At 61.2% G+C, this 15,749-nt stretch carries 14 protein-coding genes; 5 read left to right on the top strand and 9 right to left on the bottom strand.

Annotation, left to right across the window (positions count from 1 at the left end):
* Positions 1 to 261 precede the first annotated feature (261 nt).
* Positions 262 to 756, top strand: a complete 495-nt coding sequence (locus ACK3SD_RS00725; protein ID WP_481126459.1) for a GNAT family N-acetyltransferase — start codon at positions 262 to 264, stop codon at positions 754 to 756.
* A 31-nt stretch (positions 757 to 787) separates the two neighbouring features.
* On the opposite strand, the gene iolE is transcribed toward ACK3SD_RS00725, so the two are convergent.
* From iolE to iolD, 4 genes are all read right to left on the bottom strand, one after another.
* A complete protein-coding gene (gene iolE / locus ACK3SD_RS00720; protein WP_481126458.1) occupies positions 788 to 1,684 on the bottom strand; it encodes a myo-inosose-2 dehydratase in 897 nt (298 codons plus the stop codon).
* Positions 1,685 to 1,709: 25 nt separating this feature from the next.
* Positions 1,710 to 2,594, bottom strand: coding sequence for a sugar phosphate isomerase/epimerase family protein (locus tag ACK3SD_RS00715; protein ID WP_481126457.1), 885 nt, complete (start codon positions 2,592 to 2,594; stop codon positions 1,710 to 1,712).
* Positions 2,595 to 2,660: 66 nt separating this feature from the next.
* Positions 2,661 to 3,683 (bottom strand): bifunctional inositol 2-dehydrogenase/D-chiro-inositol 1-dehydrogenase, encoded by a 1,023-nt coding sequence (gene iolG, locus ACK3SD_RS00710; protein ID WP_481126456.1) that lies wholly within the window; start codon positions 3,681 to 3,683, stop codon positions 2,661 to 2,663.
* 148 nt (positions 3,684 to 3,831) lie between these two features.
* Positions 3,832 to 5,772 (bottom strand): 3D-(3,5/4)-trihydroxycyclohexane-1,2-dione acylhydrolase (decyclizing), encoded by a 1,941-nt coding sequence (gene iolD, locus ACK3SD_RS00705; protein WP_481126455.1) that lies wholly within the window; start codon positions 5,770 to 5,772, stop codon positions 3,832 to 3,834.
* Positions 5,773 to 6,279: 507 nt separating this feature from the next.
* Here iolD and ACK3SD_RS00700 point away from each other — a divergent pair.
* Together ACK3SD_RS00700 and ACK3SD_RS00695 are read left to right on the top strand one after the other, a co-directional pair.
* Positions 6,280 to 8,214, top strand: a complete 1,935-nt coding sequence (locus ACK3SD_RS00700; RefSeq protein ID WP_481126454.1) for a bifunctional 5-dehydro-2-deoxygluconokinase/5-dehydro-2-deoxyphosphogluconate aldolase — start codon at positions 6,280 to 6,282, stop codon at positions 8,212 to 8,214.
* Between the two features lie 233 nt (positions 8,215 to 8,447).
* The gene (locus ACK3SD_RS00695; RefSeq protein ID WP_137761841.1) at positions 8,448 to 9,317 is read left to right on the top strand and encodes a MurR/RpiR family transcriptional regulator; all 870 of its coding nucleotides are present in this window, start codon (positions 8,448 to 8,450) and stop codon (positions 9,315 to 9,317) included.
* A 58-nt stretch (positions 9,318 to 9,375) separates the two neighbouring features.
* Here ACK3SD_RS00695 and iolB read toward each other — a convergent pair whose 3' ends face one another.
* The 3 genes from iolB to ACK3SD_RS00680 all read right to left on the bottom strand — a co-directional run bounded on the left by iolB (position 9,376) and on the right by ACK3SD_RS00680 (position 12,230).
* Complete coding sequence (gene iolB / locus ACK3SD_RS00690; protein WP_481126453.1) at positions 9,376 to 10,206, bottom strand: 5-deoxy-glucuronate isomerase; 831 nt, start codon at positions 10,204 to 10,206, stop codon at positions 9,376 to 9,378.
* 26 nt (positions 10,207 to 10,232) lie between these two features.
* The gene (locus ACK3SD_RS00685; RefSeq protein ID WP_481126452.1) at positions 10,233 to 11,738 is read right to left on the bottom strand and encodes a CoA-acylating methylmalonate-semialdehyde dehydrogenase; all 1,506 of its coding nucleotides are present in this window, start codon (positions 11,736 to 11,738) and stop codon (positions 10,233 to 10,235) included.
* 246 nt (positions 11,739 to 11,984) lie between these two features.
* The gene (locus tag ACK3SD_RS00680) at positions 11,985 to 12,230 is read right to left on the bottom strand and encodes a hypothetical protein (RefSeq protein WP_481126451.1); all 246 of its coding nucleotides are present in this window, start codon (positions 12,228 to 12,230) and stop codon (positions 11,985 to 11,987) included.
* Positions 12,231 to 12,247: 17 nt separating this feature from the next.
* Here ACK3SD_RS00680 and ACK3SD_RS00675 point away from each other — a divergent pair, with 17 nt between their 5' ends.
* Positions 12,248 to 13,084: a TIM barrel protein gene (locus ACK3SD_RS00675; RefSeq protein WP_481126450.1), complete on the top strand. Its 837-nt coding sequence runs from the start codon at positions 12,248 to 12,250 to the stop codon at positions 13,082 to 13,084.
* 30 nt (positions 13,085 to 13,114) lie between these two features.
* Here the strand turns inward: ACK3SD_RS00675 and ACK3SD_RS00670 are convergent, their stop codons facing one another.
* Together ACK3SD_RS00670 and ACK3SD_RS00665 are read right to left on the bottom strand one after the other, a co-directional pair.
* Entirely contained in the window at positions 13,115 to 14,083 is a 969-nt protein-coding gene (locus ACK3SD_RS00670) for an alpha/beta hydrolase (RefSeq protein WP_481126449.1), read from the bottom strand.
* A gap of 124 nt (positions 14,084 to 14,207) precedes the next feature.
* Positions 14,208 to 15,062 (bottom strand): SDR family oxidoreductase, encoded by an 855-nt coding sequence (locus ACK3SD_RS00665; protein WP_481126448.1) that lies wholly within the window; start codon positions 15,060 to 15,062, stop codon positions 14,208 to 14,210.
* 122 nt (positions 15,063 to 15,184) lie between these two features.
* Here ACK3SD_RS00665 and ACK3SD_RS00660 point away from each other — a divergent pair, with 122 nt between their 5' ends.
* Complete coding sequence (locus tag ACK3SD_RS00660; protein ID WP_481126447.1) at positions 15,185 to 15,574, top strand: winged helix-turn-helix transcriptional regulator; 390 nt, start codon at positions 15,185 to 15,187, stop codon at positions 15,572 to 15,574.
* The last annotated feature ends 175 nt before the right edge of the window (positions 15,575 to 15,749 follow it).

Below are 15,749 nucleotides of genomic sequence, written 5' to 3'. Positions count from 1 at the left end.
AATAGGCGATGTGGCGGATGGCAGGCAAAAAAAAGCCAGCACCCGAGCTGGCTTAAAAAACACTGGAAGCAATGTGAGCAATGTCGTGCTTTCCTGGAAGACACCAGCATGTCAGTGCCATCTCCCCGGAACGCATGACAATAATAATCATTATCATTCGTATCTGTAAAGTGATTTTCGTGCATTTTTTTATCTTGACGAAAAAATTATGCCAGATAATTTAAAGGGTTATTGCCAGCCACCTAGACAAGGAGCCGTACCATGACGATCACTGTCCGTCACACGCAAGTCGAAGATGCCGCCGCCCTGCACCATCTCTACAGCCAGCCGGCGGTCTACCGCGATACGTTGCAACTACCCTACCCCAATGTCGCCCGCTGGGAGGAGCGCCTGCGCAACCCGGCCCCGGATAGCTGTAGTCTGGTGGCGCTGCTCGAGGGCGAGATCGTCGGCCAGTTGACGCTGTTCCAGCAGACCCCTGCGCGCCGCCGCCATGTGGCGACCTTTGGCATGGGCGTACTGCCCACCTGCCACGGGCGTGGCGTGGGCAGTGCGCTGCTTGGCGCGGCAGTGGAGCTTTGTGATAACTGGTTGAATGTGCAACGGATGGAGCTGACGGTCTACACCGACAACCGCGCGGCGCTGGCGCTCTACAGAAAGTTTGGCTTTGAGGTGGAGGGCACCAGCCCCTGCTTCGCGGTGCGGGATGGCCAGATGGTGGATGCGCACCACATGGGCCGGGTGCGGCGCGCCTGAACAGCAGGGCGCCGAGGCGCCCTGCCTTGTGTTACAGCCCGGTGTGCTCGCGAATAAACTCGCGCGCCCGTTTGGCATACTCGAACGGGTTGGCGATCGCCGGGTCTTGCTCCGCCTCTACCACAATCCAGCCCTGGTAACCGCGTTCATCCAGCAGTTTGAACACCGGTGCAAAGTCGATCACGCCGTCGCCGGGAATGGTAAACGTGCCCATACGCACGCCATCCAGGAAGCTGCGCCGGTTGCGGCGCACATCCGCCACCACCTCGTCACGCACATCTTTCAGGTGCACGTGGTTGATGCGGGCAAAATGCTTCTCAAACACCTGCATCATCACTTGCTGGGAGCCTTCGGAGTAGTAAAGGTGGCCGGTATCAAACAGCAGGTAGACGTCGTCGTTGACCAGCTCCATGAAGCGGTCAATCTCCGCCGGGGTCTGAATCGCGGTGCCCATATGGTGATGCAGGCAGACCTGCATCCCCTTCTCCGCCGCCAGTTTCGCCAGCGTGTTATAGCCGTCGGCCACCCGCTGCCACTCCTCCTCGGTGAAGTGGGGCTTCTCCTCCAGCACTGCCTTGGTGGTGCACTGGATGCTCTTGCTCTGCTCGGAGCAGCCAATCACCCGCGCGCCCATCTCATGCAGGAAGTTCATGTGGTTGATAAACTCGTCGATGGTCTTCTCTTTCAGGCCATCGGCGAAAAAGGTACTGAACCAGGCGTTGCAGATCTGGATGCCGCGCACGTCCAGCATCCGTTTCAATACCGCCGGGTCACGCGGGTATTTGCTGCCCACTTCGCTGCCGGTGAAGCCCGCCAGCGCCATTTCGCTGACGCACTGCTGGAAGGTGTTCTCGCTGCCCAAATCCGGCATGTCGTCGTTGGTCCAGCCAATTGGCGCGATGGCCAGTTTGACGTTCTCTTTGTTCATGGTAAGCCTCGCTGCATGATTTGGGTTATTTGAGCAACAGTTCCCGCTCGATACGTTCACGGGTTTCCACGGCCTGATATTTCATCTTTTCCGGGTAGCCAAACAGCGAGGCGGCAATGATCGGCTCACCGCCCACCTTGAACTTCTTGTTGGCAAAATCCATTTCACGCAGCGTCTTGAACAGGGTATCGAAATCCACCTCCCCCTCGCCGATGCCGACGTGCTGGTGCACGGCGGCGTCCACGCCCGGCGGGTTAACAATGTAGCGGCAGTGCTTGGTGTGGTTGTGGGTATCGGCGATCAGCACATGGGAGAGATCGTCGCCGGCGTAGCGCAGCATGTTCGCCACATCGCCCACGCCCTTGTCGTAGAAGAAGGTGTGCGGCACGCTGTAGAGGTACTTCACGTTGTCACTGCGCAGGGATTTCACCAGATCGCAGGTCTCATTGTTCAGCTCGCAGAAATCCCACGGGTGCGACTGCACCTCCATACGGATGCCCTCACGCTCAATGATCGGCAGCAGCTCCTCCATCGAGCGATACCACAGCTCCTCGCAGATCTCCGGCTCGTTCGGGTTGCCAGCTAGCTCGGTGTTGATCACCTGCACGCCCATCTCCACCGCGATCTCAATCATCCGTTTCCAGTTTTTTACGGCCGCCACGCGGCGATCCTCGCCCGGCCCTGACCAGCGGTAGACCACGATAAAGGAGGAGATCTCCACCCCGGTCGCCTTCAGCGCATTGCGGTACTCCGTCATCACCTCACGGCTGGCTTTCGGATGCTTATAGAACGGGTTGATCTGCGGGTGCGGCGACTGCTCAATGTACTTGTAGCCCCACTCCGCCACCTGGTGAACCATCCTGGTAATGCCCATGTCCTTGATGACGTCGACATCAAACGCGATTTTCATGGTAACTCCCTAAATTGGTACATGCGGGCCGACGGCTGAAGCGCCGACCCAATGACAGTGCGTAGGTTATGCCTTGGGTTTGCCGTAGAAGGCCGGGCGCGGCGGCAGCGCCACCGGCACGATTTCACCGCTCAACTGGGCGGCGACGCAGGCATCAGCGGTAACGGCGGCGGCATAGCCATCCCAGGCGGAGGGGCCGCTCAGCTGGCCAGCCTGCACGTCGTTGATAAAGCCCTGCAACTCCACGTCGTAGGCGTCAATGAAACGCTGCTTCCAGTCGGTCAGGATGGAGGTGGAGAGCTTGGCCTCGCTGCGCAGTTGCACCGAGGAGGGTTCCGGCAGGCGGGCGATGCCGGTCTCCCCCACCACCTCGCACTGGATGTCATAGCCGTAGCGGCAGTTGACGAAGATCTCGACGTCAATGCGCGCGCCCTTGGCAGTCTCAAACAGGACGATCTGCGGATCTTTCAGGTGGCTGTAGGCGTTGGAGGTCTGGCGCGGGAAGACCACCTGCACCGAGACATAGTCATCATCCAGCAGCCAGCGCAGCACATCGATCTCATGGATCAGGGTGTCGGTGATCGCCATGTCCGTGGTGTAGGTGTCGCCGACGGTCGGGTTGCGGTGCGCGCAGTGCAGCATCAGCGGCTCGCCAATCTGGCCGGAGGTGATTACCTGTTTCAGCGCGCGGTAGCCGCTGTCGTAGGGGCGCATAAAGCCGACCTGCACCAGCCGCTTACCGTGGGCGCTCTCTGCCTCAACGATGCGTTTGCACCCTTCGGCGGTTACCGCCAGCGGCTTTTCGCAGAAGACCGGTTTGCCCGCCTTGATGGCGGCGAGCACGAACTCCTCGTGGCTTGGCCCCCAGGAGGTCACCAGCACGGCGTCCACGTCTGGCGCATTGATCAGCTCATGGCCGTTCTCATACACCTTGGCCTCCAGGCGCAGGCGGCTGACCACATTGGCTGCCTGTTCGGCGTTGATGTCGTTGACTGCCACCACGCGCGCGCCCTGGAGCACACTGCTGCAACGACGGATGTGATCCTGGCCAATTGCGCCGGTGCCGATAACGCCAATATTCAATGACATAGTAGGGTACTCCTCAGGATTCAGATAACGGGCTACCCGCCCGCATACGTTTTTTTCATCGCATACGGCTTAATTGCGTTAAATCATGTGTGGCTGAAAGCAGTAACTGGGCGGGCAGCGGGCCGCTGCCCGTGGAATCAGGGATGCGTCAGTATTCGCGCGCCTTATTGATATTCTCATTCAGCATCTCGGCCACGCGCTGGATGCTGTCGCGGTTCGAGACCTGTGCGCCGCCAACGCGCCACCAGCTGAAGTACTTGTGCACCATGGTTTTCGGCAGCACCTTGATGTCAATCAGCGTCGACACGGTCTGTTTGCGCGCATCCTCCAGCGCCTCGCGCAGCTGCTCATAGGTGGTGACGCTGTAGGTCTTGCAGCCGTAAGCCTGTGCCAGCATGGCGAAGTTCACCGGCACAAAGCCGCCGGTCAGGCTGTTGTCCTCGTGATTGCGGAAGCGGAACTCGGTGGTGAAGCTGTTCATGCCGTGCTCCATCTGCAAGTTATTGATGCAGCCGTTGGTCATGTTGTCGAACAGCACCACGTTAATCTTTGCCCCCTCCTGAATGGAGGTGACCAGCTCAGAGTGCAGCATCATGAAGGAGCCGTCGCCAAGCAGGGTGTAGACCTCACGCTGCGGCTCCGCCAGCTTGACGCCGAGCGAGGCGTTGACCTCATAACCCATGCAGGAATAGCCATACTCAACGTGGTAGCCGTTGACGCCGGTGGTGCGCCAGACGCGTTGCAGGTCACCCGGCATACTGCCGGAAGCGGCCACGATCACCGCATCCTTCGGCAGCATCTCATTCAGGGTGCCGAGCACCTTGCTCTGGGTCAGCACGGACTGCGTGGCCTCAATGAATTCGGCAAACACCTGCTTGCGATCCAGGTGGTCATCAATCTCCGGCACAAAGTCCTCGCCGCTGTACTCCACCTGATAGACCCGATCCACCTCCCGGTAGAGGCTTTCGCGCGCCCGGCTGATGGCATCGCCCCAACTGGCGCGATAACCGCTGTCGGCCAGCCGGCTGTCGAGGGTCTCCAGCGCGTCGCGCGCATCCGCCAGCAGTTGCACGCCATCAAGCTTGCCGGCGTCAAAGGCGCTGACATTGATGTTCAGGAATTCCACGTCCGGGTTCTGGAAGATCCACTTCGATGACGTCGTGAAGTCGGTGTAACGGGTGCCAACGCCAATCACCAAATCGGCCTCTTTTGCCAGGGTATTGGCGGCCAAACTGCCGGTCTCGCCGATGCCGCCGAGGTTCAGCGCATGGTCAGAGACAATCGCCCCTTTGCCAGCCTGGGTCTCGGCGAACGGAATGCCGTAACGCTCAGCGAACTGTTGCAGCGCCGCCGCCGCCGCGCTGTACTTCACCCCGCCGCCGCAGACGATCAGCGGCTTGCGTTTGCGGGCGACGATTGCCAGTGCGTCCTGCACCATGCCAGCGGTGGCCGGGCGGCGATCCATGCGGTGCACGCGTTTCTGGAAGAAGTAGTCCGGGTAGTCATAGGCTTCGCCCTGCACATCTTGTGGCAGCGACAGGGTGACCGCGCCGGTCTCGGCCGGGTCGGTCAGCACCCGCATGGCGTTAATGCAGGCGCTCATCAGCTGTTCCGGGCGCGACACGCGATCCCAGTATTTGCTGACGGCGCGGAAGGCGTCATTGGTGCTGATGCTCAGGTCATGCGGCTGCTCAATCTGTTGCAGCACCGGGTCGGGCTGGCGGGTGGCGAACACGTCGCCCGGCAGCAGCAGCAGCGGGATGCGGTTGGCGGTGGCGGTGGCCGCGGCGGTCACCATGTTGGCGGCACCGGGGCCGACAGAGGAGCTACAGGCGTAGATCTCACGGCGCAGTTTCTGCTTGGCGTAGCCGATGGCCGCATGGGCCATGCCCTGCTCGTTGCGCCCTTGGTGCACCACCAGCGCGCCACGATCCTGCTCCAGCGCCTGCCCAAGCCCAAGCACGTTACCGTGGCCGAAAATGGCAAAAATCCCTTTTACAAACTTGATCTCCTCGCCGTCCACCAGAACGTACTGGTTATCAAGGAACTTAACCAACGCCTGCGCCACTGTGAGTCTCGTCTTAGCCATTGTTGAACCCTTCCTGTTTATCATCTGGTGGTATCGGGCTGCCGCCCGGCGCAGTACGCCCATCCGGTCAGTGGGCCACCTGCCCCGCAGGCCCGCCAACGGCGGACAGACAGCGAGCAGTGAAACGTGGGGGAATTATAAACAAATTTTTTTTCCACAAAATACCATTCCAGAAGAAACATTCCATTTTGCGAGTAAGATCAAAAAATGAAATAAAACGTCCATTCGACCCGCTGCGCGCTTATCGTAACGTTACGCAACCTTTCGCTCTCTTTTGCGTGCCTCCTCACAAATTTTTGATTGAATTCAATCAACTGAAAACCAAGGCAACACCCAGCTCCGGCCCCTTTCACAACCGACAGTCGATGCTAACCCCGCGCCGGAACAGGCATTGTTTGTCGCCACTCACATTTTTGGATACTTGATTTCATTCATTCTTGTTTTTGAAATTTTTATTCCCCATACTGCTGAAAAATGCTTCTTCATCCCTTTTAGAAGGAATCTGGTATGGCGACACAACCCAAACAGTTGGATGTCATCTGCATCGGCCGCATTGCGGTTGACCTCTACGGCCAGCAGATTGGCGCGCGACTGGAAGACATGAGCACCTTTTCCAAATACCTCGGCGGTTCATCCGGCAACGTGGCCTATGGCACCGCAATTCAGGGCCTGAAGTCAGGTATGTTGGCGCGGGTCGGCGATGAGCATAATGGCCGCTTCCTACGGGAGACGCTGCAACAGGTCGGCGTCGATACCCAGTACCTGATCACCGACCAGCAGCGCCTGACCGCGCTGGTGATCCTCGGCATCAAGGATCAGGAGACCTTCCCGCTCATCTTCTACCGCGACAACTGCGCCGACATGGGGCTGGTGCCGGATGACATTGATGAGCATTACATCGCCTCGGCGCGTGCGGTGGCGGTAACCGGCACCCACCTGTCGCACCCGGATACCCGCGCCGCCGTGCTGAAGGCGCTGGACTATGCGCGCAAGCATGGCCTGCGCACCGCGCTGGACATTGACTACCGCCCGGTACTCTGGGGGCTGACCTCACTGGGCGATGGCGAAACGCGTTTCATTGAGTCCGCGCAGGTGACCCGCCAGTTGCAGGAAGTCCTGAACAAATTTGACCTGATCGTCGGCACCGAAGAGGAGTTCCACATCGCTGGCGGCAGCACGGACACCCTGACGGCGCTGAAAAACGTGCGCCAGCACACGCAGGCCACGCTGGTGTGCAAGCGCGGCGCGCAGGGCTGCTCCGTGTTCGAGGGAGAGATCCCGGACGGCTGGGGCCAGGTCAAGCTGCATAGCGGCGTGCGCGTCGATGTGCTGAACGTGCTGGGCGCGGGCGATGCCTTTATGTCTGGCCTGCTGCGCGGCTACCTTAATGATGAGGGCTGGGATCAGGCCTGCCGCTACGCCAATGCTTGCGGCGCGCTGGTGGTCTCCCGCCACGGCTGCGCCCCGGCGATGCCGACCAAGGCAGAGCTGGACGACTACCTGAGCCGCGACACCCAGGTGCCGCGCCCGGATCGCGATGTACGCCTTAACCACCTGCACCGCGTCACCACCCGCAAGCAGGCGTGGCCGGAGCTGTGCGTGTTCGCCTTCGACCACCGCAAGCAGCTGGAGGATATGGCCGACGAGGCGGGCGTCCCTTATGACCGCATCCCGACGCTGAAACTGCTGCTGCTCCAGGCCGCGCGTGAGGCCGCCACCGAGGCAGGGCTGGCGAACAACAGCGGCATTCTGGCTGACACCACCTACGGCCAGCCGGCGCTGAACGCCATCACCGGGCAGGGCTGGTGGATTGGCCGGCCGATTGAGCTGCCCAGTTCGCGCCCGCTGCGGCTGGAGCATGGCGACATCGGCTCCCAGTTGGTGAGCTGGCCACAGGAGCATGTGGTCAAATGTCTGGTGTTCTACCACCCGCAAGATCCGGCCGCGCTGCGTCAGGAGCAGGAGGCTCTGCTGCTGGAGGTCTACCGTGCCTGCTGCCAGAGCGGCCATGAGCTGCTGCTGGAGGTGATCCTGCCCGAGAGCAGCGATGACAAGGATGAGCGCTTCTACATCGACGCCCTGACGCGCTTCTATGAGCTGGGCATCCAGCCCGACTGGTGGAAGCTTCCACCGCTCTCCACCGCTGCCTGGGAGCAGGTGGGCGCCGTGATCGACGCCAATGACGACTACTGCCGTGGCGTGGTGATTTTGGGCCTCGACGCGCCAGAGGCGGAGCTGAAATCGGGCTTTGCCGCCGCCGCGGCTGCCCGCTGCGTGAAGGGCTTTGCCGTCGGCCGCACCATCTTCGGCCACGCCTCCCGCCGTTGGCTGCACGGTGAACTGGATGACGCCGCGCTGATCAAACAGGTGAAGCAGAACTACCTGACGCTGATCGGCTTCTGGCGTGATGTCCGCCCCCTGCCAGACGCGCTGAAAAAGTAGCGCCCACGCGGCCCATTCAGGGCCGCGTCGCGTTCACCCTGCATAAAACGTGCGGTATCCGGGTGTCACCCTGCGCCCGGTGTGCCAATTTGTGACCTTTTTCAAGGTACGATGAAATAAAGGCTGGGATTTGCCGCAACAAATGAAATTTTCAATTCATCTGATAGAATGGCAACAATGAAAACGTGTTTCGTTTTTCACCTGATCCCTGTCTTCCCTTGTGAGCCACCGATATGACTAACCCGACCCAACTCTCGCTGTTACAGGATGAGATCCGCCGTCGCTACGATACTTTGAGCAAGCGCCTGAAGCAGGTGGCCCGCTATATTCTCGACAACAGCAACAGCATCGCCTTTGATACCGTTGCCTCCATCGCCACCCAGGCTGATGTGCCGCCCTCCACGCTGATCCGCTTTGCCAATGCCTTTGGTTTCAGCGGCTTCAACGAGATGAAACAGGTCTTCCGCCAGCACCTGATGGAGGAAACCGTCAGTTACACCGAGCGTGCGCGCCTGTTCCGCCAAACCTCCACCGAGGAGAACGCGGTGCCCGAGAAGCCAGCGGAGATCCTCAACGTCTTCACCATGGTGAACGCGCAGGCGTTGCAGCAACTGGCAATGCAGGTCAGCCCGGATCAGCTCGAGCGTGCGGTGGAGATGCTGCACAACGCCGACACCATCTATGTGATTGGCCTGCGCCGCTCCTTCAGCGTCGCCTCCTACCTGACCTACGCCCTGCGCCACCTTGAGCGCCGCGCCTTCCTGATCGACGGCCTTGGCGGCATGTTTACCGAGCAGCTCAGCATGGTGAAGCCGAACGACGTGGTGATCGCCATCAGCTACTCCCCTTACGCGCAGGAGGCGGTGGATCTGGTGCAACTTGGCGCGAAACAGGGCGCGCAGCAGATTGCCATCACCGACAGCCAGGTCAGCCCGCTGGCGGCGTTCAGCGATGTATGCTTCGTGGTGCGCGAGGCGCAGGTGGACGGCTTCCGCTCCCAGGTGGCCTCCATGTGCCTTGCCCAAACTCTGGCAGTCTCACTGGCCCTGACCAACGCACAGGCCAGCGGTGCCAGCACCCTCACTACCCAGCCAGCCAAATGATGTAGAACGGCCACCCGCAGGTGGCCGTTTTTACTGAGTCAACGCCACAACTGCCCTGTCAGCGCTCCGACTGCCCCTTCGGGTAGGCGTCGCTGTTGATCCAGGCGTGATCCTTCTCCCAAGTGAATTTCCACTTGCGTACCGGGCCAGCCATCACGTTCAGGTAGTAGCTGTCATAGCCAGCAATGGTCGCCACCGGGTGGTAGCCGCGCGGCACTTTCACCACGTCGCCGTTGTAGACCGCCATGCACTCATCCAGCGAGCGGTCGTCGGTATAGACGCGCTGCATACAGAAGCCCTGCGCCGGATCGAGGCGGTGATAGTAGGACTCCTCCAGATAGGTCTCATCCGGCGAGTTTTTGTCGTCATGCTTGTGGCTCGGGTAGGAGCTGGTGTCGCCCTCGGCGGTGTAGACCTCCACTACCAGCAGGCTATCGGCCGGTTCGCTGTCCGGCAGGATATTGTGCACCAGCCGTTTGTTGCGCCCCTTGCCACGGCGCTCCACGCCCACCTCTTCCGGCGTGATCAGCCGTGCCGGCAGTGCGCCGCGAGAGGGCGAGCGGCAGACCGCCAATTCCAGATCGCTCTCGGCCAGCACGTTGACGCTGTCATGGTGCGGCACATAGACCGAATAGGGCGGCACGCGCTCAAACGGGCTCATGCGCTTGCCGATGTGCGGAAATTCCGCCTTGGAGGTCGCGACCGAGGCCCGCCCGGCCACCAGCACCAGACACAGTTCATCACCTTCACTCTCCAGCGCCAGCTTTTGGCCCGACTTCAGGTGGTACACCTCAAACCCGACATACTCCCAGCCAGCATTTTCAGGGGTAATGTGCTGGACGCGCCCCTGCGCGTCCGGTTGTTGCAGTTTGGAAAGCAGTGGAGACATGACTCCCTCCTGTTGCGGTGTGTCAATCAACCCAGCGTCGGCATACTGTACTCGGAGACCGTCTGCTGGCCGCTCGGCCAGCGGGCGGTGACGGTCTTCATGCGCGTATAGAAGCGCACGCCGTCGGTGCCGTGAACGTTGAGCGCGCCGAATACTGAACGTTTCCAGCCGCCAAAGCTGTGGAAGGCCATGGGTACCGGCACCGGTACGTTGACGCCGACCATGCCAGCCTGCACGCTGCTGACGAACTCACGCGCATAGCGCCCGTTGCTGGTGAAGATGGCGCTGCCGTTGCCAAACTCATGGCCATTTACTGTCTCAATGGCGGTCTGGTAGTCCGGCACACGCACAATGCCCAGTACTGGCCCGAAGATCTCCTCACGGTAGATCACCATCTCCGGCGTCACGTGGTCGAACAGGGTGCCGCCGACGAAGTAACCGCCCGGCGCGCCCGCCACCTGGTAATTGCGGCCATCTACCACCAGACTGGCCCCTTCGGCCACGCCCTTGTCGATGTAGCCCACCACTTTTTTCTGGTGCTCAGAGGAGACCAGCGGCCCCATCTCATTCTCTTCGCCGCCCTGTTGCAGGCCGGGGCCAACGCGCAGCTCCGCGATCAGCGGCTTCAGTTTCTGCACCAGCTTGTCGGCGGTGTCATTGCCCACCACCACCGCAATCGGCAGGGCCATGCAGCGCTCGCCCGCAGAGCCAAACGCGCCGCCCATCAGCGCATTGACGGTGGCATCCAGATCAGCATCTGGCATCACAATGGCGTGGTTTTTCGCCGCACCAAACGCCTGCACTCGCTTGCCGTGGGCGCTGGCGGTCTTGTAGATGTATTCGGCAACGGTGGAGGAGCCAACAAAGCTGACACCCTGCACGCGCGAATCCGTGTAGAGCTGTTCCGCATCTTCATTGGCGCAGTGCACCACGTTGAAGACGCCATCCGGCAGGCCCGCCTCTTTCAGCAGTTCCGCCATGCGCACCGCCGCAGAGGGCGCCAGCGCCGGCGGCTTCAGCACAAAGGTGTTACCGCAGGTCAGGGCGATGGGGAACATCCACATCGGCACCATCGCCGGGAAATTGAACGGGGTAATGCCAGCCACCACACCCAGCGGCTGCTGCATGGAGAAGCTATCGACGCCGCCGCCCACCTCTGGGGAGTACTCGCCCTTGATCAGGTGCGGGATGCCACAGGCAAACTCCACCACCTCCAGGCCGCGCGTCAGTTCGCCCAGCGCATCGGAGTAGACCTTGCCATGCTCGCTGACGATCAGTTGCGCCAGCTCCTCACGGTGCTGCTCCAGCAAGGCCTTGAAGTTGAACATGATGCGCGCACGGCGCAGCGGGGTGGTCGCCGCCCAGGCCGGGAAAGCCTGATGCGCCGCCTCAATGGCGGCCAGTACCTCGTCGCCGGTGCTCTGCGTCACTTCGCACTCCACCTTGCCGGTGGCGGGGTTATAGACCGGGATGGTCTGGCTGCTGGCGCTCTGGCAGGTTTTGCCGCCAATAAAGTTACCCACGATTTTCATGTCTCACCCTCATAATTTGATGTCTTTGACACGGTGGTGCCGGGCTGGCCGCGCCACGCCTGCAACAGGGGGCTTGCCAGCGGCTGTTGGCAAAAACTCTATTTCATTGAAAAAAAAGTTTCAAATATTTTATTTTGGGATGTTTTATTTTATGGAGCTGCCTCGCAAAAATGTGCAGCCGATCATGTAACTGTCATCTGGCACGCGTCCCTTACTCCCTCACCCTGCTCCTATCGCAACAAACCCTTAGCCATCATTGACCTTCCTGACCTCGGCAGAGCAAACCGCCTGCCGTTGAAAAGGCTGGAAGGTGCCTCGCAAGGCCCAATGTTGTTTCAGCGTGGCAGAAGAAATTTTTTGAGCTGCCTCTAAAAATCCGCATTCCATTATTCTTTTATTATGGAATAAATGTTCTCTTAAGCGACGGAACATTTCACCTGTGACCAGACGCGCTTTTCCCGCCAGCGGGGCGTCTTTTACTTCATCCAGCAACGGCTTTTGGAGACATTATGGCTATCGCGCTCGACCGCTTCTGTATCAACCGTAAAATCGCCCCTAACCTGACCATCGAGCAATTTTTCCAGGTCGTGAAGAGGTGCGGCCTGAATAAGGTGGAACTGCGTAATGACATGCCCAGCGGCAAGATCACTGATGATTTGAGTGCGGAACAGGTGAACGCGCTGGCGCAGAAATATGGCATGGAGATCATCACCATCAACGCGCTGGGCCGCTTTAACTTGGGGGCGGAGCGCGCACAGGTGCTGGCGAACGCCGAGGCGATGCTGAAGGAGGCGCAGGCCATCCACTGTCAGGCGCTGGTGCTCTGCCCGCACTGTAGCGCCGATGACTCGCGCAGTGATGAGCAGAAACAGCAGGAGACACTACAGGCGCTGAGCGCGCTGGCCCCGCTGTTCCAGCAGTATGGCGTCACAGGGCTGGTAGAGCCGCTGGGCTTTGGCATCAGCTCCCTGCGCTCCTCGTTGCTGACGCAATCACTGATCCATGACGCGGCCGCGCCCTACAAGCTGGTGGTAGACACCTTCCACCACCATCTGGATGAGGTAGATCAGGCGGCCTTTGACCGGCAGATGGCGATGGAGAGCATCGGGCTGGTGCACCTTTCGGGTGTGGAGGATGACCGCCCGGCCGCCAACTTGACCGATGAGGAGCGCATCATGCTGACGCCGACAGACCGGCTGAAGAGCAAGCAGCAAGTGGATAACCTGGAACGCCTTGGCTATCGCGGCCTCTACTCGTTCGAGCCGTTCTCCTCCGTGCTGGCAAGCTGGAGCGAAGCGGACATTGAGCGCGAGATCAAACAGAGCATCGCGCTGCTGCAAGGCTGAAATCCGGCCCCGGACGGGGCCGGATGGGGATCAGGCGAGGCGCTGTTTCAGGGCCGCCGCGGCCTGTGAGATGGCTATCTTCACCGCTGGCACCTGGCTGATTGGGTTGAGCAACCCATAGTCATGGATCAGGCCGTCGTAGCGCACCAACGTGGTCTCGACGCCGGCCTCGTTCAGCTTGCGGCCGTAGGCTTCTCCCTCATCACGCAGCACATCAAACTCGGCGACCTGGATCAGCGCTGGCGGCAGGCCAGCCAGCTGCTCCGGCGTCGCCAGCAGCGGAGAGGCGTGCAGCTCGGTGCGTTTGCTCGGGTCGTCGGTGTAGTTGTCCCAGAACCACTTCATCATGTTGCGCGTCAGGAAGAAGCCTTCGGCGTAGCTCCCATAGGAGTCGGTATCAAAGGCAGCGTGGGTCACCGGCCAGAGCAGCACCTGATAGCGCAGCTGGGGCGCGCCCTGCTCCTTCGCCATCAGGCTGACCACCGCCGCCATGTTGCCGCCGACGCTGTTGCCAACCACTGCCAGCCGCCCACCGTCGAGATTGATCTCATAACCGTGGTTGGCGACCCAGCAGGTGGCGGCATAGGCCTGATTGATGGCAACCGGGTACTGCGCCTCCGGTGACGGGGTGTAGTTGACGAACACGGCCGCCGCGCCGCTCTCTACCACCAGATCACGCACCAGCCGCTGGTGGGTCGGGAAATCGCCCAGCACCCAGCCGCCGCCGTGGAAAAACATAAACACCGGCAGGGTGCCGGTTGCGCCCTCCGGCCGGACAATGGTCAGGCTGAGATCGTGGCCGCTGCTGTTGACGGTCTTTTCGCTGATCTCGACGCCAGAGAGATCCACCTGCACGGAGTTTTGCGCGTCCACCAGCACCTGCCGTGCCTGCTCTGGCGAAAGCTGCTCCATCGGTGGGCCGCCGGCCGCGTTAAGTTGGGTAAGAAACTGTTCGATATGGCGTTCTGTGGTGGCATTTTCTGGGGTAATGCTGCTCATGATCTGCTCCTGGTGGTAAGAAGAGAAAACCCAATAGTTGGGCCGCGCCTGACCTTTCAGTGTAGGCGACGTGGCGTGGGCGGGCAGAAAAAGACCGGGGCGGGCAGCGTCGCCCCGGCTACTATCACGCCGCGAGGGTGGCGCGAATCACGTCGGCAAAGGGGGTGGTGGGGCGGCCAATCAGGCGGCTGAGGGTGTGGCTCTGGTCAAACAGCGCCTGCTGTGCCGCGCCGCTGTCTGAGTCCGCCAACAGTGCCGCCAGCCCGGCGGGCAGGCCGGCATTGAGCAGCGCACGCTCGAACTCCTCGCGCGGCAGGTTAAGGTAGCGCACCGGCTGGCCGCTCTGGCGGGCGATCTCCGCGCTGAACGCCGCCAGCGTGTAGCTCTCATCACCGGCCAGCTCGTAGACCTGCCCGGCCTGATTGTCCGCCAGCAGCACGGCAGCGGCAGCCGCGGCATAGTCAGCACGGGGCGCGGAGGCGATCTGCCCCTCGTCGGCCGCGCCAATGAACACCCCATGTGCCAGCGCCGGTGCGATGCTGGCGGCATAGTTTTCGGTGTACCAGCCATTGCGTAGCAGGACGTAGGGTACGCCGGAGGCGCGCAGGGCGGCCTCGGTGGCGCGGTGCTCCTCACCCAGTGCCAGCGGAGTGTTGTCGGCATTGAGCAGGCTAGTGTAGGCAATCAAATTCACGCCCCCCGCTTTCGCCGCATCAATCACCGCCTGATGCTGGGCAAGGCGCTGCCCTACTTCGCTTGAGGAGATCAGCAGCAGCTTGTCCGCGCCAGCGAAGGCCGCCGCCAGCGTCTCCGGGCGGTTGTAGTCGGCTTCACGCACCACTACGCCGCGCGCCGCCAGATCGGCAGCCTTGGCCGGGGTGCGCACGGCGGCAATGATTTCGCCTGCCGGGACGTGCTCAAGCAATGCCTCAATCACCAATCGGCCCAGCTGGCCGGTCGCGCCTGTTACTACCATCATCTCAAACTCCTGGGTTATGGGTCAGGCCGGGATCAGAGGTCGCCCGGCGAACAAAAACCTCGTGCTAAAACCCAGCTTATGCCTCAAACTAACTTTTCGTAAGTACTTACAAGAGTGTTAGTATGCAAAAAATAACCCCACCCCTGGCGGAGCGGCTGCAACGTGGCGAGCTGCTCAACGTCAATTGTCCCTCACGAGAGGTGCTGAAGCGGGTGACCAGCCGCTGGGCGGTGCTGGTGATGATTGCCCTGAAAAGCGAGACGCTGCGCTTCAGTGAACTGCGGCGCAAAATCGGTGGCGTGAGTGAGCGGATGCTGGCGCAGACGCTGCGCTATATGGAAGAAGATGGGTTTGTCGCGCGCGTTGCCTACCCGGTGGTGCCACCGCACGTTGAGTACCATCTGACGCCGCTCGGGCAGGAGGTACGTGAGCAGGTGGAAGGGCTGGCCGACTGGCTGGAGAGCAACCTGCCGCGCATTCTGGCGCAACGCCACGCGGCAGACGACGCGTAACCGGCGCTGTCACGGCGACTAGGCGACCACCGGTTCGCGGGCCACATTGACCCACTGCGCGCCGACCAGCGCTGCCAGCCGGTCTGGCGTGATGCGCACCCCGGTATTGGCGGAGCCATCGGCCGCGCACTCTGCAAGACGCGGTGAGGAGCCAGAGCGCTATGCCGCCGTCACT

This window comes from Chimaeribacter sp. YP20170169, assembly GCF_056739715.1.
This window is presented reverse-complemented; position numbering and strand designations above follow the sequence as displayed.